General features: G+C 64.3%; 20 protein-coding genes and 1 pseudogene. 14 read left to right on the top strand and 7 right to left on the bottom strand.

Going from position 1 to position 15,229, the window contains the following annotated elements; all coding sequences use genetic code 11:
• The first annotated feature begins 10 nt into the window (after window positions 1-10).
• Window positions 11-784, top strand: a complete 774-nt coding sequence (locus tag FXN65_RS22465; protein WP_151136555.1) for an enoyl-CoA hydratase — start codon at window positions 11-13, stop codon at window positions 782-784.
• A 181-nt stretch (window positions 785-965) separates the two neighbouring features.
• Here FXN65_RS22465 and pyk read toward each other — a convergent pair whose 3' ends face one another.
• Together pyk and FXN65_RS22455 are read right to left on the bottom strand one after the other, a co-directional pair.
• On the bottom strand, window positions 966-2,417 hold the full coding sequence (gene pyk, locus FXN65_RS22460) for a pyruvate kinase (protein ID WP_151136553.1): 1,452 nt from the start codon (window positions 2,415-2,417) through the stop codon (window positions 966-968).
• Between the two features lie 110 nt (window positions 2,418-2,527).
• Window positions 2,528-3,331 (bottom strand): tetratricopeptide repeat protein, encoded by an 804-nt coding sequence (locus FXN65_RS22455; RefSeq protein WP_151136551.1) that lies wholly within the window; start codon window positions 3,329-3,331, stop codon window positions 2,528-2,530.
• Window positions 3,332-3,498: 167 nt separating this feature from the next.
• On the opposite strand from FXN65_RS22455, the gene FXN65_RS22450 reads away from it, so the two are divergent.
• The 3 genes from FXN65_RS22450 to FXN65_RS22440 all read left to right on the top strand — a co-directional run bounded on the left by FXN65_RS22450 (window position 3,499) and on the right by FXN65_RS22440 (window position 4,796).
• Entirely contained in the window at window positions 3,499-3,870 is a 372-nt protein-coding gene (locus FXN65_RS22450; protein ID WP_151136549.1) for a tetratricopeptide repeat protein, read from the top strand.
• An 83-nt stretch (window positions 3,871-3,953) separates the two neighbouring features.
• Window positions 3,954-4,376 (top strand): DUF4124 domain-containing protein, encoded by a 423-nt coding sequence (locus tag FXN65_RS22445; protein WP_151136547.1) that lies wholly within the window; start codon window positions 3,954-3,956, stop codon window positions 4,374-4,376.
• 60 nt (window positions 4,377-4,436) lie between these two features.
• Complete coding sequence (locus tag FXN65_RS22440) at window positions 4,437-4,796, top strand: PilZ domain-containing protein (protein ID WP_151136545.1); 360 nt, start codon at window positions 4,437-4,439, stop codon at window positions 4,794-4,796.
• 103 nt (window positions 4,797-4,899) lie between these two features.
• Here FXN65_RS22440 and FXN65_RS22435 read toward each other — a convergent pair whose 3' ends face one another.
• Complete coding sequence (locus FXN65_RS22435) at window positions 4,900-5,403, bottom strand: L,D-transpeptidase family protein (RefSeq protein WP_151136543.1); 504 nt, start codon at window positions 5,401-5,403, stop codon at window positions 4,900-4,902.
• A gap of 45 nt (window positions 5,404-5,448) precedes the next feature.
• Window positions 5,449-6,003, bottom strand: a complete 555-nt coding sequence (locus FXN65_RS22430; RefSeq protein ID WP_151136541.1) for an NUDIX hydrolase — start codon at window positions 6,001-6,003, stop codon at window positions 5,449-5,451.
• A gap of 168 nt (window positions 6,004-6,171) precedes the next feature.
• On the opposite strand from FXN65_RS22430, the gene FXN65_RS22425 reads away from it, so the two are divergent.
• Genes FXN65_RS22425 through FXN65_RS22405 form a run of 5 tightly spaced genes read left to right on the top strand, consistent with a single transcriptional unit; the run spans window position 6,172 to window position 9,498 of the window.
• Window positions 6,172-6,774, top strand: a complete 603-nt coding sequence (locus tag FXN65_RS22425; protein ID WP_151136540.1) for a CoA pyrophosphatase — start codon at window positions 6,172-6,174, stop codon at window positions 6,772-6,774.
• Window positions 6,775-6,795: 21 nt separating this feature from the next.
• Window positions 6,796-7,320: a gamma carbonic anhydrase family protein gene (locus FXN65_RS22420; RefSeq protein WP_151136538.1), complete on the top strand. Its 525-nt coding sequence runs from the start codon at window positions 6,796-6,798 to the stop codon at window positions 7,318-7,320.
• Window positions 7,320-7,529 (top strand): DUF1289 domain-containing protein, encoded by a 210-nt coding sequence (locus FXN65_RS22415; protein ID WP_178119382.1) that lies wholly within the window; start codon window positions 7,320-7,322, stop codon window positions 7,527-7,529. Before FXN65_RS22420 ends, FXN65_RS22415 begins: the two co-directional genes overlap by 1 nt.
• A 17-nt stretch (window positions 7,530-7,546) precedes the next feature.
• A complete protein-coding gene (purT, locus tag FXN65_RS22410; RefSeq protein ID WP_151136536.1) occupies window positions 7,547-8,728 on the top strand; it encodes a formate-dependent phosphoribosylglycinamide formyltransferase in 1,182 nt (393 codons plus the stop codon).
• The gene (locus tag FXN65_RS22405) at window positions 8,725-9,498 is read left to right on the top strand and encodes an SGNH/GDSL hydrolase family protein (protein WP_151136534.1); all 774 of its coding nucleotides are present in this window, start codon (window positions 8,725-8,727) and stop codon (window positions 9,496-9,498) included. Before purT ends, FXN65_RS22405 begins: the two co-directional genes overlap by 4 nt.
• Here the strand turns inward: FXN65_RS22405 and FXN65_RS22400 are convergent.
• From FXN65_RS22400 to FXN65_RS22390, 3 genes and pseudogenes are all read right to left on the bottom strand, one after another.
• A pseudogene (locus FXN65_RS22400) lies at window positions 9,488-9,900 on the bottom strand (MFS transporter); the annotation flags it as partial. The gene FXN65_RS22405 and the pseudogene FXN65_RS22400 sit on opposite strands and share 11 nt — an antisense overlap.
• A gap of 15 nt (window positions 9,901-9,915) precedes the next feature.
• The gene (locus FXN65_RS22395; protein WP_151136532.1) at window positions 9,916-10,740 is read right to left on the bottom strand and encodes a transporter associated domain-containing protein; all 825 of its coding nucleotides are present in this window, start codon (window positions 10,738-10,740) and stop codon (window positions 9,916-9,918) included.
• 7 nt (window positions 10,741-10,747) lie between these two features.
• The gene (locus tag FXN65_RS22390; RefSeq protein WP_151136530.1) at window positions 10,748-11,548 is read right to left on the bottom strand and encodes a cytochrome C assembly family protein; all 801 of its coding nucleotides are present in this window, start codon (window positions 11,546-11,548) and stop codon (window positions 10,748-10,750) included.
• Window positions 11,549-11,704: 156 nt separating this feature from the next.
• On the opposite strand from FXN65_RS22390, the gene ffh reads away from it, so the two are divergent.
• From ffh to rplS, 5 genes are all read left to right on the top strand, one after another.
• A complete protein-coding gene (gene ffh / locus FXN65_RS22385) occupies window positions 11,705-13,078 on the top strand; it encodes a signal recognition particle protein (RefSeq protein WP_151136528.1) in 1,374 nt (457 codons plus the stop codon).
• Window positions 13,079-13,202: 124 nt separating this feature from the next.
• Complete coding sequence (rpsP, locus tag FXN65_RS22380) at window positions 13,203-13,454, top strand: 30S ribosomal protein S16 (RefSeq protein ID WP_151136526.1); 252 nt, start codon at window positions 13,203-13,205, stop codon at window positions 13,452-13,454.
• A gap of 9 nt (window positions 13,455-13,463) precedes the next feature.
• The gene (gene rimM, locus FXN65_RS22375) at window positions 13,464-14,000 is read left to right on the top strand and encodes a ribosome maturation factor RimM (RefSeq protein ID WP_151136525.1); all 537 of its coding nucleotides are present in this window, start codon (window positions 13,464-13,466) and stop codon (window positions 13,998-14,000) included.
• Between the two features lie 9 nt (window positions 14,001-14,009).
• Window positions 14,010-14,762: a tRNA (guanosine(37)-N1)-methyltransferase TrmD gene (gene trmD, locus FXN65_RS22370; RefSeq protein WP_151136523.1), complete on the top strand. Its 753-nt coding sequence runs from the start codon at window positions 14,010-14,012 to the stop codon at window positions 14,760-14,762.
• 44 nt (window positions 14,763-14,806) lie between these two features.
• On the top strand, window positions 14,807-15,157 hold the full coding sequence (rplS, locus tag FXN65_RS22365) for a 50S ribosomal protein L19 (protein WP_028630298.1): 351 nt from the start codon (window positions 14,807-14,809) through the stop codon (window positions 15,155-15,157).
• Window positions 15,158-15,229: the final 72 nt, after the last annotated feature.

The following is a 15,229-nucleotide window of genomic DNA, read 5'->3' as shown; positions in this document are numbered from 1 at the left end:
AGGAGTTGCCATGAGCGAGCACATTCTGGTCGAGCGCGAGCAGGGCCTGCTGACGCTGCGCATGAACCGCCCGGACAAGATGAATGCCCTGACCCGCGCCATGTACAGCCGCATGGCCGAAGTGCTGGACGCGGCGCGGGACGATCGCGAAGTGCGCGCCGTGCTGATCACCGGTACCGAGGAGTGCTTCACCAGCGGCAACGACATCGTCGACTTCCTGCAGGAGCCGCCGAGCGGGATGGACAGCCCGGTGTTCCAGTTCATGCGCGCGCTGTTCGATTTCCCCAAACCGATCGTGGCGGCCGTGAGTGGCCCGGCGGTGGGCATCGGTACCACCCTGCTGCTGCATTGCGACCTGGTCTTTGTGAGCTGCAACGCCAAACTGAAGATGCCGTTCGTCAATCTTGGCCTCTGCCCCGAATTCGGTTCCAGCCTGATCCTCCCGCGCCTGCTCGGTCACGCGAAGGCCGCGGAGCTGTTGCTGCTGGGCGAAGGCTTCACCGGTGAGCAAGCCGCCAGCTGGGGCATTGCCAACGCAGCCCTGGAAAACGGCGCCGTGACCCTGGCCCGCGCCCGAGAGGCGGCGCTGCGCTTCCTAGACCTGGCGCCCTCGGCCCTGGCGGTGAGCAAGCGCCTGATGCAGGCGCCGGGCCGTGAGGAGCTGCGCCGGGTGATCGCGGAGGAGGGCGAGTTGTTCAGCGAGCGCCTGCGTTCTCCGGAAGCGGTGGAAGCGCTGTCGGCCTTCACCCAGCGTCGCAAGCCGGATTTCTCGAAATTCGTGTAATGGACGAACGCTTGCAGTTTTTCCTGTGGGCGCGAATTCATTCGCGATTGGCAGCGGAGCCGCCCCAGCAGGAGTGACTGGCGGGCCTGCGGCCTGCTTCGCGAATGAATTCGCTCCTGCAAGAAGCCCGAGAATCAAAAAGCCGCCCCGAAGGGCGGCTTTTTCGTTTCCAGTGTCCGGGTCAGACCAGCAGGTCGCCGACGTGGAGGATTTTCATGGTGTTGGTGCCGCCCTGGGTGGTGTAGCTGTCACCCTTGGTCAGGATCACCCAGTCACCCTTGGTCACCACGCCGCGTTGCAGCAGTTCGTCCACGGCCATCTGGCTGACCTTCTCCGGTGGCAGCGCGGCGGCGTCGAAGGGGATGGTTTCCACGCCACGGAACAGCGCCACGCGGGCCTGGGTTTCGCGGTGGGGGGAGTAGGCGAAGATCGGCACCGAGGAGCGGATGCGCGACATGATCAGCGGGGTGTAGCCGCTTTCGGTCAGACAGATGATGGCCTTGATGCCCGGGAAATGGTTGGCGGTGTACATCGACGCCAGGGCGATGCTTTCGTCGCAGCGGTCGAAGGTCTGGCCGACGCGGTGGTGCGAGCGGCGGCTGTCCGGGTGTTTCTCGGCGCCCTGGCAGATACGTGCCATGGCCTGCACCGCTTCCACCGGGTACTCGCCGGCGGCGCTTTCGGCGGAGAGCATCACGGCGTCGGTGTAGTCGAGCACGGCGTTGGCTACGTCCGAAACTTCGGCGCGGGTCGGCATCGGGCTGTGGATCATCGACTCCATCATCTGGGTCGCGGTGATCACGGCTTTGTTGTAGCGGCGGGCGTGCAGGATGATCTTCTTCTGGATGCCTACCAGCTCGGCGTCGCCGATTTCCACGCCCAGGTCGCCACGGGCCACCATCACGGCGTCGCTGGCGCGGATCAGGCCGTCGAGGGCCTCGTCGTCGGCTACCGCTTCGGCGCGTTCGATCTTGGCCACCAGCCAGGCCTTGCCACCGGCTTCGTCGCGCAGGCGGCGGGCCAGTTCCATGTCGGCGGCGTCACGGGGGAAGGACACCGCCAGGTAATCCAGTTCCATTTCCGCGGCCAGCTTGATGTCGGCCTTGTCCTTGGCGGTCAGGGCCGGAGCGGTCAGGCCGCCGCCACGGCGGTTGATGCCCTTGTGGTCGGAGAGCGGGCCGCCGATCAGTACGCGGCACTGCAGTTCGTCGGCGCTGGTGCCTTCGACACGCATGACCACGCGGCCGTCGTCCAGCAGCAGCTCGTCGCCCACGCCGCAATCCTTGACCAGGTCCGGATAGTCGATGCCCACCACTTCCTGGTTGCCGGCGTCACGGGGATGGGTGACGGAGAAGCGGAAGCTGTCGCCTTCCTTCAGTTCGATGCGCTTGTTGGCGAACTTGGCGATGCGGATCTTCGGGCCTTGCAGGTCGCCGAGCAGTGCGACGAAGCGGCCGTGCTTTGCGGCCAGCTCGCGGACCAGGCGGGCGCGTGCCTTGTGTTCTTCGGGGCTGCCGTGGGAGAAGTTCAGGCGGGCGACGTTCAAGCCCGCGATGATCAGTTGCTCCAGGACCTCCGGGGAGTTGCTGGCCGGGCCGAGGGTGGCGACGATTTTGGTGCGGCGGAAAGGCATGCGAAGACTCCATTTTTCAAGCAGAGCCCGAGGCTACTACGCAGAAAAACTGTAGTCATTGTTCCTTTTCACTACCCGCTGAATTGTTTCAGGTGGCCCGCCGGGCGGTGTCACGGACGATCCGAATTCAATGCCTGGTCCAGGTGGCGCGAGGCCTTGGTGGCCAGGTCGCTGTCGGGGAACTGCACCAGCAGCCGGCGGAAATAGCCGATGGCCTTGTCGCGGTTGGCGTGGGGATTGTCCGGCGCCAGGTACATCAGGCCCAACTGGTAGAGCGCCTTCTGTTTGATGTCCGGTTGTACATGGGCGTCGGACAGCGCCAGCAGATAGAGCTCCTCGGCTTCGGCGACGCGGTCCTTGAGTACGGCGCGGCGCGAGAGCAGGGTCATGTCCGGGTCCAGCCCCGGCTTGTAGAGGTCGAGATTGCTGCTTGGCTGCCAGGTGGCGAGGAGCTCGCGGGAGGTCTTCTGTACCGGGTCCTTCGCCCGCTGGCGGATCACCAGGATGCGCGCCTCGGCACGTTCGGCGGCGCGGCTGCCGGGGAACTCGTTCAGCACCCGCTCCAGGTACGCCAGCGCCTTGGTGTCATCACGCTGCTCGTTGAAGCGGCTCATGTAGATCAGGCCGATCTGGTACAGGGCGATGGCGCGCACGTCGTCGCTGAACTTGTCGTCGCGGTAGCCGACCAGGTAAAGCTCTTCCGCTTCCGGGCTCTTCGCGTCGCGGATGGCCATGGCGCTGTAGGTGAGCAGGTCGCCTTCCTCTTCCACTGCGGCGGCCATGCGTTTGCTCTTCATGGTCTTGTATTCCACCACTTCGTTGGTGGTGATCTGTGCAATGAACAACGGGGTAGTGGGCGAACAGGCGCCCAGCAGAAGACAGAGGGCGAGCAGGGCGGGAAGGCTGGGATGCATGGCGGAACCGGGTCTTTGGGCGACCTCCGCAGTCTAGCAGTGGCCGCGTGCTATCCATGGCAGGCGCCTGCAGGACCAATCGGAGGTTATGCTTCGCACCCTGATCGCCCGGCGGCCTGAAGAAGCGACGCGCCCGGCCGATATACCGGTGGACGGAGGAACCAACCATGCGAACCCTGATCATCCTGACCCTGCTGGCGGCCGTGAGCGGCTGCACGCGCTGGTCCCTCGACCATCACCTGAACAATGCCTACCGTTCCTACGACGACGGCGACTGCGAAGACGTGATGCTCGAATTGTCCAAGGCCGAGCGCAAGAGTCGCTCCCGCCAGTACCTGCAGCCGGAAATCTCCCTGCTGCGCGGCCAGTGCCTGGAGCGCCAGAGCCTGTTCGTCGATGCGGCGCAGACCTATCAGTTCATCATTGCCCGCTACCCCACCAGCGAGTACGCCTACCGCGCCAAGGCGCGCCTGGAGACACTCCAGCAGCTCGGCCGCGTGGGCGGCAGTACCGTCAAGACGAGCGCGGCACCGCTCTGACCCGTAACCCGGCCGTCGGTCGTTGGCCGCTTGAGCAGCGACCGGCCGGGACTAAGCTGAGCCTCTATCCGAGGAACCCTGGAATGCACCACCTGCTGTGTTGCCTGTTGCTGTTACCGGCCATCGCCGGTGCGCAGATCTACCGCTGGACCGATGCCCAGGGGCAGGTGCATTTCAGCGAGACGCCACGGGAGGGAGCCGAGGCGGTATCGGTGAAGCCCCAGGTGGTGGAGCGGGATCAGGCGACCCGCGAGCGTGAGGCACGCACCGAGAAAATCCACGATGCGCGCCGCCAGGAACAGGCGGCCGCCGCCGACAAGGCCGAGGCAGCACGCGAACAGCGGCAGAAGCGGTGCGGCCAGTGGCGCGATCAGCAGGGACAGCTGAGCCATGGCGGACCGTACTACCGCCTCGACGAGCGTGGCGAGCGGCAGTACTACACTGATCAACAGATCGACTCCTTCCGTCGCAAATTGGCCGAGAGCCTGGCCCGGGACTGCAATTGAAGGTTGGTCTGGAGCGGCAACGAGTCCATACTGAAATGCCATCAATAGCGATTTGATATCATGCCGACAAAGCGCCGTATCGAACGCCATCAGTTGCCTTACTACCTGAAGGTGTTCAATCGCATCACCGACAAGCCCATGGGGTATCTGGGCAACGTCTCCATGGACGGCCTGATGCTGATCAGCCAGCTGCCCATGCTGGTGGGCGCGCGCTTCGACATGCGCTTGAAGATTCCGGGCAAGGATGGGCAGTTGCACTTCATCGACTTCTACGCCACCTGCCAGTGGTGCCACGAGGACGTGACCCCGGGGAACTACGATTCCGGCTTCTCCCTGGTGGCACCGCCGGCGGAATACGCCGATCTCATCGATGCCCTGCGTTTCTATTTCAGCTTTCGCCCTTTGGCCGCCTCGGCCTGAGTCTGCCTGAAAGTTGGCCGTCGATTGGCTGCACGTTTCCCGAGGATGATCGAAGAGCTAAAGAAAAAGGCGCCAGATGGCGCCTTTTTCAATGCAGATGGGATCAGGGGCGGATCTCGATCAGGGTACCGTCCTTCACCAGGCTCCAGATCTCGCGCATGTCCGCGTTTTTCATGGCGATGCAGCCCTCGGTCCAGTCCAGGGTGTGGAAGTACCACTCCGGGTATTCCTCATCCAGCGGGGTGCCATGGATCATGATCATGCCGCCCGGCGGCACGCCCTTGTCCCGAGCCTTGGCAGCGTCGCGGGCATTGGGGTAGGAGATGTGCATGGCCAGGTTGAACTTGTCGCTGGTCTTGCGCCAGTCGATCCAGTAGAAGCCTTCCGGGGTACGCTGGTCGCCTTCACGCAGCTTGGGGCCAGTGGGGACTTTGCCAAGGGAAATGCGGTACGTCTTCAGGATGTCGCCGCGATTCATCAGCAACAGCTTGCGTTCCGATTTCACCACCAGGACCTTGTCGATGGATTTGCCACCCAGCGTCGGCGTAGTGCTTGCCTGGGCGAGAGCGGCAAGGCTCATGGAAAGTACGACTAGCAACCAGCGCATCGGCACGGCATCCCCACAGTGTTCACATATTAAGCAGATTAGCGGTCAGGCTTTCTTGTAGTAGGCCAACAACGGCGCGAGTGGCTCGTTGCGCACCGGGAAGACCTGCCCGGTGCGGTCGGCGAAGTAGCATTCTAAGGTACGGCCCACGGTCGGAAAAGCCAGCTCCGACCAGGGAATATCCCGCTCGTGAAACAGGCGAACTTCCAGGCTTTCTTCGCCGGCAGCGAAGTCCAGGTCCACCAGTTCGGCGCGAAAGAAGGTGTAAACCTGGCTGATGTGCGGCAGGTCGAACAGGGTGTAAAGGCTGAGGTTGCGCACCCTGGCGCAGGCTTCTTCGAGGGTTTCGCGTGTGGCGGCCTGCTCCATGGTCTCGCCGTTCTCCATGAAGCCGGCGGGGAGCGTCCAGTAACCCAGGCGCGGGTCGATGGCGCGGCGGCAGAGCAGCACCTGCTCGCCCCACACCGGCAGGCAACCGGCGACGATGCGTGGGTTCTGGTAGTGGATCGTGTGGCAGCGTTCGCACACGTAGCGCAGGCGGTTGTCGCCGTCGGGGATGCGCTGGACGACCGGGCTGCCGCACTGGCTGCAGTATTTCATCGTGAATCCTCAGGGTACGCGCCCATCTTGGCGCGGCACGGTGTTGCACGGCAAGCGGTGTACCGGGCAAACCAAAGGTGGTCAATGGTGCGACCTGTCGGTGTGGGACTTGGGCGGTCCCAAGGTTCATGCCATGATGCCCGGCAGTCGAGAACAACGAGAAAATCCATGCTGGATGACCTGCTCCGTCGCGTGCAGAGCTACTCCCCGAGAACCCTGGAAACCGATCACGACTTCCCCGAAGCCGCGGTGCTGGTGCCCATCACCCGCAGCGACGAGCCGGAACTGGTGCTGACCCTGCGCGCCAGCGGCTTGTCCACCCACGGCGGTGAGGTGGCCTTTCCCGGTGGCCGCCGCGATCCTGAGGATCAGGACCTGGTCCGTACGGCCCTGCGCGAAGCGGAGGAAGAGGTCGGCTTGCCTCCGGGGCTGGTGGAGGTCATCGGCCCGCTCAGTCCCCTGGTCTCCCGTCACGGTATCAAGGTCACGCCCTATGTCGGCCTGGTTCCGGACTTTGTCCAGTACAAGGCCAACGATGGCGAGATAGACTCGGTGTTCAGCGTCCCGCTGGAGTTCTTTCGCGATGACCCGCGCCAGGTGACCCACCGCATCGACTACCTCGGCCGCAGCTGGTACGTGCCCAGCTATCAGTACGGCGAATACAAGATCTGGGGCCTGACCGCCATCATGGTCGTCGAGCTGGTCAACCTGGTGTACGACGCCGGGATCGACATGACCCGCGCCCCCGAGACCTTCATAAGACTCAAATAAGCCCCGATCGAGGAGCGCCTGATGAAATACCGCCTTGGATCCGCCCAGGTCGAAGCCCATGTCGACAGCTGGACCGCCCCCACTGCCACCCTCGTGGGCAAGGTGCGCCTGGACGCCGGCGCCAGCGTCTGGTTCGGCGCCGTACTGCGCGGCGACAACGAGCTGATCCACATCGGTGAGAACAGCAACGTCCAGGATGGCACCGTGATGCATACCGACATGGGGTACCCGCTGAACATCGGCCGCTCCGTCACCATCGGCCATAACGCCATGCTGCACGGTTGCTCGGTGGGCGACTTCAGCCTGATCGGCATCAACGCCGTGGTGCTCAACGGCGCCAAGATCGGCAAGTACTGCATCATCGGCGCCAACGCGCTGATTCCCGAAGGCAAGGAAATTCCCGACGGTTCGCTGGTCATGGGTTCCCCCGGCAAGGTGGTGCGCGAGCTGACCGAGCAACAGAAGAAGATGCTCGAAGCCAGCGCCGCTCACTATGTTCACAACGCCCAGCGCTACGCCCGCGACCTGGCGGAGCAGGACGGCTGATGGACGCCGAACGCCCCGTCCGTTCGCCCTGCGTGCAGGTCTGCGTGCTGGACGACCACGACATCTGCAGTGGCTGCCAGCGCACCGCCGATGAAATCACCCGCTGGGGCCGCATGGACAATGCCGAGCGCCGCGAGGTCCTGGCCCGTTGCTTCGAACGCGCCAAGGCCAGCGGCCTGTTCATCATTCCCCCGACCCAGGCTTCTTGACTCCCCGAGGAAACGACATGCCCCGTATTGGAACCCCCTTGTCGCCCAGCGCGACCCGTGTACTGCTGTGCGGCTCCGGTGAGCTCGGCAAGGAGGTGGCGATCGAACTGCAGCGCCTGGGCTGCGAAGTCATCGCCGTCGACCGTTACGCCGATGCCCCGGCCATGCAGGTGGCCCATCGCAGCCACGTGATCAGCATGCTGGACGGTGCTGCCCTGCGCGCCGTGATCGAGCAGGAGAAGCCACACTTCATCGTGCCGGAGATCGAGGCCATTGCCACCGCCACGCTGGTGGAGCTGGAAGCCGAAGGCTTCACCGTGGTGCCCACCGCCCGCGCCGCCCAGCTGACCATGAACCGCGAAGGCATTCGCCGCCTCGCCGCCGAGGAGCTGGGCCTGCCCACCTCGCCGTACCACTTCTCCGACAACTTCGAGGATTACTGTGCCGCCGTGGCCAGCGTGGGTTATCCCTGCGTGGTCAAGCCGATCATGAGCTCTTCCGGCAAGGGCCAGTCCGTGCTGAAGTCGGACGCCGACCTCAAGACGGCCTGGGACTACGCCCAGGAAGGCGGCCGCGCCGGCAAGGGCCGGGTGATCGTCGAAGGCTTCATCGACTTCGACTACGAGATCACCCTGCTCACCGTGCGCCACATCGGTGGCACCAGCTTCTGCGCCCCTATCGGCCACCGCCAGGTGAAGGGTGACTACCACGAATCCTGGCAGCCCCAGGTCATGAGCCCGAAGGCCCTGGCCGAGTCCGAGCGCATCGCCCAGGCGGTGACCGGGGCCCTGGGTGGTCGCGGTCTGTTCGGCGTGGAGCTGTTCATCAAGGGTGACCAGGTATGGTTCAGCGAAGTCTCGCCGCGTCCCCATGACACCGGCCTGGTCACGCTGATTTCCCAGGACCTTTCCGAATTCGCTCTGCACGCGCGGGCCATCCTCGGCCTGCCGATCCCGGCCATCCGCCAGGTAGGGCCTTCCGCGTCGGCGGTGATCCTGGTCGAAGGCAAGTCCAGCCAGGTCAGCTTCGGCAACCTGGGCGCCGCCCTCGGCGAGCCGGATACCGCCCTGCGGCTGTTCGGCAAGCCGGAAGTGGATGGCCAGCGCCGCATGGGCGTAGCCCTGGCGCGGGATGAGTCCACCGACCTCGCGCGGGCCAAGGCGACCCGTTCGGCCCAGGCGGTCGACGTCCAGCTGTGATGCATCTGGCCGGTCTGTGCTGGTGGGCGGCGGCGCTGCCGCTGCTGCCCCTGGCATTGCCCATGGCCGTGCATACCCGCCGTACCGCCCTGCGCCTGGCGCCGGCCGCCGGGCCAGAACGCGGCCTTGCAGGAGGCGAGTTCGAAGGCGAGCCCCTGCGTCTCCTTCTGATTGGCGAGTCCACGGTGGCTGGCGTCGGTGCGTCCTGCCTGGACTTCGCCCTGGCCGGCCAGCTGGCTGCTGCCCTGGCGATGCGCCTGGGGCGCCCCGTGGCCTGGCGCGCCTGTGGCGAGAATGGCATCACCGCCGGCGAGGCCCTGGAACGGCTGTTGCCGCAGGTGGCGCAGGAGCCCGCCGATCTGGTGTTGCTCGTATTTGGCGTGAACGACACCACCCATTTCAGCTCCAGCCACAGCTGGCTGGGATCGCTCCAGGGCCTGGCCCGACACTTCACCGAGCGTGGCGCGCAGGTCGTCCTGGCGGGCGTGCCACCGCTGCAGCACTTCAGTGCCTTGCCCTGGCTGTTGCGTCAGTTGCTGGGTTGGCGGGCGCGATTGCTGGATCGTCAGCAGCGAGCATTGGCGCAGCGGGAAGGGCTGGCGTGTTGCGCCACCAGCCTGGAGATGCGCCCGGAATACCTGGCCCTGGATGGCTACCATCCTTCGCCCCTGGGCTATCGCGTCTGGGGTGAGTCGCTGGCGGACGGGTTCGTCGAGCTGGCTCTTCCACCCAAGGAGACGGAGGAACTGGCGCTCGACCTCAGCGTGTGAGGATGAGGTCGCTGTCGCGAATTTCCTTCAGGCAGAGCACCGCCAGCAGGCTGAGTGCTGCCGCTGCCGACACATAACCCCCTACCCAGCCCAGGCCGCCCATCGCCACCAGTTTCTGGGCGAAGAACGGCGCTACCGAGGCTCCGACTATGCCGCCCAGGTTGTAGGCCGCCGATGCGCCGGTGTAGCGCACGCGAGTGAGGAACAGCTCCGGTAGCAGGGCGCCCATGGGTGCGAAGGTCACCCCATCAGGAATAGCTCGATGCAGAGGAACAGCGCCACGCCGTAGGCCGAGCCCTGGGTCAGCAGCGGTTCCATGGTGAAACCGGAGAGGATCGCCAGGACGGCCTCGCCGATCAGCACCGGCTTGAGCCCGAAGCGGTCGCTGAGCCCTGCGGTGATATGAGGACAGCGTCACTAGGCCTTCGGCGTAAGCCCGGCGCGCCAGGCGAGCACGCGCTGCACGCGGTTTTCGCCGGACTGGAGGATTTCCAGGCGGTAGGGGCCGACCTTGAGGCAGACGCTGCAGTCGGGAATCTGCTCCAGGGCCTCGGTGATCAGCCCGTTGAGCGTTTTCGGACCGTCGCAGGGCAGGTGCCAGCCGAGTACCCGGTTCAGCTCGCGCAGGTGCAATGCACCGTCCAGCTCGTAGCGGCCGTCGTCGCGGGACAGGATGCCGGGGTTGGGGGCGAAGTCATCCAGGCTGCCGAACTCGCCCACCAGTTCCTGGAAGATGTCTTCCAGGCTGACCAGGCCCACCACGTCGCCGTACTCGTCGACCACGATGCCCAGGCGGCGCTTCTGTTTCTGGAAATTCACCAGCTGGGTCAGCAGCGGCGTGCTTTCCGGGACGAAATAGGTCTCGCGGCTCACCGCCATCAGCTGCTCGGCGCTGGTCGGGCCTCCGGTCAGCAGGCGCGGCAGCTGGCGCAGGTGGAGGATGCCTTCGATCTGGTTGATGTCTTCGCGGTAGAGCGGCAGGCGGGTGTGGGTGGCGTTCTGCAACTGGGCGAGGAGTTCGTCCGGCGAGGTGTTCAGGTCGATGCCCTGGATTTCGTTGCGGGGAATCATGATCGAGCTGACGGTGACCTGCTGCAGCGCGTCGCTCACTGCCACCGGCAGGCGGGACTGTGGCTGGATCTCGACGCCGTGGCGCCGCCGGGTCGCCAGCCAGGCCACTATCGCGCCGGCTACCAGGGAGAGGGTGATTCCGAGGAGGAGGCCGGCGAGCAGTCCGTGCATGGTGTCTTCAGACGTGGAGGATGAATTCGCGGACCAGCTTGCTGCCGAAGTACGCCAGCATCAGCAGGCAGAAGCCCGCCAGGGTCCAGCGGATGGCCTTGTGCCCGCGCCAGCCCAGTTGGTGGCGGCCCCAGAGCAGCACGCCGAACACCACCCAGGCGATACAGGACAGGATGGTCTTGTGCGCCAGGTGCTGGGCGAACAGGTTGTCGACGAACACCCAACCGGAAATCAGCGACAGCGACAGCAGGCTCCAGCCGGCCCAGAGGAAGCCGAACAGCAGGCTTTCCATGGTTTGCAGGGCGGGGAAGTTCTTGATCAGCCCGGACGGGTGCTTGTGCTTGAGCTGGTGATCCTGCAGCAACAGCAGCAGGGCCTGGAACACCGCCATGGTCAACAGGCCGTAGGCCAGGATCGACAGCAGGATGTGGGCGAGAATGCCCGGCTCCTCATCGATGGCCTGGGAAGTACCACCCGGTACCAGAGCCGCCGCCAGCACTGTCAGGGCGCCGAGGGGCAACAGCAGGAGCAACAGGTTCTCGATGGGGATCCGCGCGATGGCCACGATGGTCAGCAGGATCACCGCTGCGGCGATCAGGCTGGCGGCGTTGAAAAAGTCCAGGTAGAGACCGGCAGGCGTCAACAGCTCGAGGAACAGTGCGGTGCCATGGGCGAGCAGCGCCAGGCCGCCACCGATGATCAGCAGGCGCTTGTCCGGCGTAGTGCGCTGGCCAAGGCGAAGGCCCTGGTAGCCAGTGATGCCCGCATAGAGGAATGCAGCCAGGAGGCTGGGCAGCAGAGGGTGCATAAGTCCTTGTAAGGCAAGCCCGAAAGGCAGTGAGTGTGGCATACAAGGCCTGCCGGTGAAAGACCGCTGGCGGTGTCGGCAAGGCCGACACTTCGTTATACTCCGCCGCCTGCCGCAAGCTCAGCCGGGGCTCACGAGAGCCCGAAAGGAACGCGCATGTTTGAAAACCTTACCGACCGCCTCTCACAGACGCTGCGCCATGTCACCGGCAAGGCCAAGCTGACCGAGGACAACATCAAGGACACCCTGCGCGAGGTGCGCATGGCCCTGCTCGAGGCCGACGTCGCCCTCCCGGTGGTGAAGGACTTCGTCTCCAGGATCAAGGATCGAGCGGTCGGTACCGAGGTTTCCAAGAGCCTGACCCCGGGCCAGGCCTTCGTGAAGATCGTCCAGGCCGAACTGGTGGAGCTGATGGGCGCCGCCAACGAGGACCTGTCGCTGAATGCCGCGCCGCCGGCGGTGATCTTGATGGCCGGCCTGCAGGGGGCGGGCAAGACCACCACCGTGGGCAAGCTGTCGCGCTTCCTCAAGGAGCGCAAGAAGAAGTCGGTGCTGGTGGTTTCCGCAGACGTCTACCGTCCGGCGGCCATCAAGCAGCTGGAAACCCTGGCCAACGACATCGGCGTCACCTTCTTCCCCTCCGATACCAGCCAGAAGCCGGTGGATATCGCCCAGGCGGCGATCCGCGAAGCGAAGCTGAAGTTCATAGACGTCGTCATCGTCGACACCGCGGGCCGCCTGCACGTCGACGCCGAGATGATGGACGAGATCAAGCAGGTCCACGCCGCCATCAAGCCGGTGGAAACCCTGTTCGTCGTCGACGCCATGACCGGCCAGGACGCCGCCAACACCGCCAAGGCCTTCAACGACGCCCTGCCGCTGACCGGCGTGGTGCTGACCAAGGTCGACGGCGACGCCCGTGGCGGTGCCGCGCTCTCGGTGCGCGCCATCACCGGCAAGCCGATCAAGTTCCTCGGCATGGGCGAGAAGACCGAAGCCCTCGATCCCTTCCACCCGGACCGCGTCGCCTCGCGCATCCTCGGCATGGGTGACGTGCTCAGCCTGATCGAGCAGGCCGAGCAGACCATGGACCGCGAGAAGGCCGAGAAACTCGCGAAGAAGATCAAGAAGGGCAAGGGCTTCGACCTCGAAGACTTCCGCGACCAACTGCAACAGATGAAGAACATGGGTGGCCTCGGCGGCCTCATGGACAAGCTGCCGATGCTCGGTGGCGTCAACCTGGCGCAAATGGGCAACGCTCAGAACGCGGCCGAGAAGCAGTTCAAGCAGATGGAAGCGATCATCAACTCGATGACGCCCGCCGAGCGCCGTGATCCGGAAATGATCAGTGGTTCGCGCAAACGCCGTATCGCGCTGGGTTCCGGCACCCAGGTGCAGGACGTCGGCCGCCTCATCAAGCAGCACAAACAGATGCAGAAGATGATGAAGAAGGTCACCGCCAAGGGCGGCATGGTCAAGATGATGCGTGGCATGGGCAGCATGTTCCCTGGCGGCATGCCGAAGATGTGAGCCCGGCCGCCGACCGGCGGCCCCTAAAAAGAGATTTGCAATCGGCCGGATAATCCTTAGAATATGCGGCCTTTCGGGCCCATGGCCCATGCTTGAAAAGCACCGACTATAGGAACGAAGTTCAATGGTAACCATCCGTCTTGCCCGTGGCGGCTCCAAGAAGCGCCCCTTCTACCACCTGACCGTGACCAACAGCCGCAATGCGCGCGACGGTCGCTTCGTAGAGCGCATCGGTTTCTTCAACCCGATCGCCACTGGTGCGGAAGTCAAGCTGTCCGTTAACCAGGAACGCGCCAACTACTGGCTGAGCCAGGGCGCCCAGCCGTCTGAGCGCGTTGCTCAGCTGCTGAAGGAAGCTGCCAAGGCTGCTGCCTAAGCATCTTTTATGAGCACGACGCCGGCCGCCGCCGACGAACTCATCGTTCTCGGCAAGATTTTCTCGGTGCACGGCGTACGTGGCGAGGTGAAGGTCTACTCCTTCACCGATCCGCTGGATAACGTGCTCGATTACCGCCGTTGGACGCTCAGGCGTGACAACGAGGTAAAGCAGGTTGAAGTCGCCAGCGGACGCGTGCACGGCAAGGTCCTGGTGGTGAAGCTGAAGGGGCTGGTCGATCGCGAGATCGCCCGTACCTACGCAGGTTTTGAAATCTGTGTTCCCGTCAGCGAACTGCCGGATCTCGACGAAGACGAGTTCTACTGGCACCAGTTGGAAGGTCTCAACGTGATCAACCAGGACGGGCACCTGCTCGGCCGCATCGATCACCTCCTGGAGACCGGCGCCAACGATGTGATGGTGGTCAAGCCCTGCGCTGGAAGCCTGGATGATCGCGAACGCCTGCTGCCCTACACGGAGCAGTGCGTACAGTCGATCGACCTGGAGTCCGGCGAAATGCGGGTGGAATGGGACGCCGATTTCTGAGGACCTGACATGAAAGGCATGCAGGTTGAAGTGATCAGCATCTTTCCCGAGATGTTTGCCGCCATCAGCCAATATGGCATCACCAGCCGAGCGGTGAAGCAGGGGCTGCTCAAGCTCAACTGCTGGAACCCACGGAGCTTCACCGAGGACCGCCACCAGACGGTGGATGACCGGCCTTTCGGCGGTGGCCCCGGGATGGTGATGAAGATCCAGCCCCTGGAACGGGCCCTGGCGGCAGCCAAGGCAGCGGCAGGGGAGAAGGCGAAGGTGATCTACCTCTCGCCGCAAGGGCGCCAGCTGAAGCAGGCGGCCGTGCGCGAGCTGGCGAACGAGGAAGCATTGATCCTCATCGCCGGACGCTACGAAGGCATCGACGAACGCTTCATTGAGGAGCACGTCGATGAGGAATGGTCGATTGGCGACTACGTCCTGTCTGGCGGTGAGCTGCCGGCCATGGTGCTGATCGATGCGGTGACGCGGTTGTTGCCCGGTGCTTTGGGCCACGCGGACTCCGCCGAGGAGGACTCCTTTACGGATGGCCTGCTCGATTGCCCGCATTACACCCGTCCGGAGCTGTATGCAGGCAAGCGTGTTCCGGAGGTGCTGCTCAGCGGCAACCACGAACACATCCGGCGATGGCGTTTGCAGCAGGCGCTTGGGCGCACCTGGGAACGTCGGGCTGATCTTCTGGATTGCCGCTCGCTTTCTGGAGAAGAGAAAAAGCTGCTGGAGGAATACATCCGCCAGCGGAACGATAGTTAACGTATCGATGGCACGCCCAGAAGGCCTGTCTTAGGAGCATAGCGATGACCAACAAGATCATTCAGCAACTCGAAGCTGAACAAATGAACAAAGAGATTCCGGCTTTCGCCCCGGGCGACACCGTAATCGTTCAAGTGAAAGTGAAGGAAGGCGACCGTTCCCGTCTGCAGGCCTTCGAAGGTGTGGTCATCGCCAAGCGTAACCGCGGCCTGAACAGCGCTTTCACCGTGCGCAAGATCTCCAACGGCGTTGGCGTAGAGCGTACCTTCCAGACCTACTCCCCGCTGGTTGACAGCCTGAGCGTCAAGCGCCGCGGCGACGTACGCAAAGCCAAGCTGTACTACCTCCGCGACCTGTCCGGCAAGGCAGCTCGTATCAAGGAGAAGCTGGCCTAATCGCCACAGCTTCCCCGAAAAACCCGCCCAGGTTCGCCTCGGCGGGTTTTTTCTTGCCTGCGCGCAGGGGAT

Source organism: Pseudomonas lalkuanensis (genome assembly GCF_008807375.1).
Taxonomy (GTDB): domain Bacteria; phylum Pseudomonadota; class Gammaproteobacteria; order Pseudomonadales; family Pseudomonadaceae; genus Metapseudomonas; species Metapseudomonas lalkuanensis.
The sequence above is the reverse complement of the archived record's forward strand: the minus strand, read 5'-3'. Positions and strand labels throughout refer to the sequence as shown.

Bases quoted from the DNA above. Each gene is read 5' to 3' on its own strand.
- FXN65_RS22415 (WP_178119382.1), top strand. From the start codon at position 7,320: ATGGACGCCGAACGCCCCGTCCGTTCGCCCTGCGTGCAGGTCTGCGTG.
- FXN65_RS22435 (WP_151136543.1), bottom strand. From the start codon at position 5,403: ATGCGCTGGTTGCTAGTCGTACTTTCCATGAGCCTTGCCGCTCTCGCC.
- FXN65_RS22465 (WP_151136555.1), top strand. From the start codon at position 11: ATGAGCGAGCACATTCTGGTCGAGCGCGAGCAGGGCCTGCTGACGCTG.
- FXN65_RS22430 (WP_151136541.1), bottom strand. From the start codon at position 6,003: ATGAAATACTGCAGCCAGTGCGGCAGCCCGGTCGTCCAGCGCATCCCC.
- FXN65_RS22445 (WP_151136547.1), top strand. From the start codon at position 3,954: ATGCACCACCTGCTGTGTTGCCTGTTGCTGTTACCGGCCATCGCCGGT.
- rpsP (WP_151136526.1), top strand. From the start codon at position 13,203: ATGGTAACCATCCGTCTTGCCCGTGGCGGCTCCAAGAAGCGCCCCTTC.
- ffh (WP_151136528.1), top strand. From the start codon at position 11,705: ATGTTTGAAAACCTTACCGACCGCCTCTCACAGACGCTGCGCCATGTC.
- trmD (WP_151136523.1), top strand. From the start codon at position 14,010: ATGAAAGGCATGCAGGTTGAAGTGATCAGCATCTTTCCCGAGATGTTT.
- FXN65_RS22425 (WP_151136540.1), top strand. From the start codon at position 6,172: ATGCTGGATGACCTGCTCCGTCGCGTGCAGAGCTACTCCCCGAGAACC.
- FXN65_RS22390 (WP_151136530.1), bottom strand. From the start codon at position 11,548: ATGCACCCTCTGCTGCCCAGCCTCCTGGCTGCATTCCTCTATGCGGGC.
- purT (WP_151136536.1), top strand. From the start codon at position 7,547: ATGCCCCGTATTGGAACCCCCTTGTCGCCCAGCGCGACCCGTGTACTG.
- FXN65_RS22395 (WP_151136532.1), bottom strand. From the start codon at position 10,740: ATGCACGGACTGCTCGCCGGCCTCCTCCTCGGAATCACCCTCTCCCTG.
- rplS (WP_028630298.1), top strand. From the start codon at position 14,807: ATGACCAACAAGATCATTCAGCAACTCGAAGCTGAACAAATGAACAAA.
- FXN65_RS22450 (WP_151136549.1), top strand. From the start codon at position 3,499: ATGCGAACCCTGATCATCCTGACCCTGCTGGCGGCCGTGAGCGGCTGC.
- pyk (WP_151136553.1), bottom strand. From the start codon at position 2,417: ATGCCTTTCCGCCGCACCAAAATCGTCGCCACCCTCGGCCCGGCCAGC.
- FXN65_RS22455 (WP_151136551.1), bottom strand. From the start codon at position 3,331: ATGCATCCCAGCCTTCCCGCCCTGCTCGCCCTCTGTCTTCTGCTGGGC.
- rimM (WP_151136525.1), top strand. From the start codon at position 13,464: ATGAGCACGACGCCGGCCGCCGCCGACGAACTCATCGTTCTCGGCAAG.
- FXN65_RS22420 (WP_151136538.1), top strand. From the start codon at position 6,796: ATGAAATACCGCCTTGGATCCGCCCAGGTCGAAGCCCATGTCGACAGC.
- FXN65_RS22440 (WP_151136545.1), top strand. From the start codon at position 4,437: ATGCCGACAAAGCGCCGTATCGAACGCCATCAGTTGCCTTACTACCTG.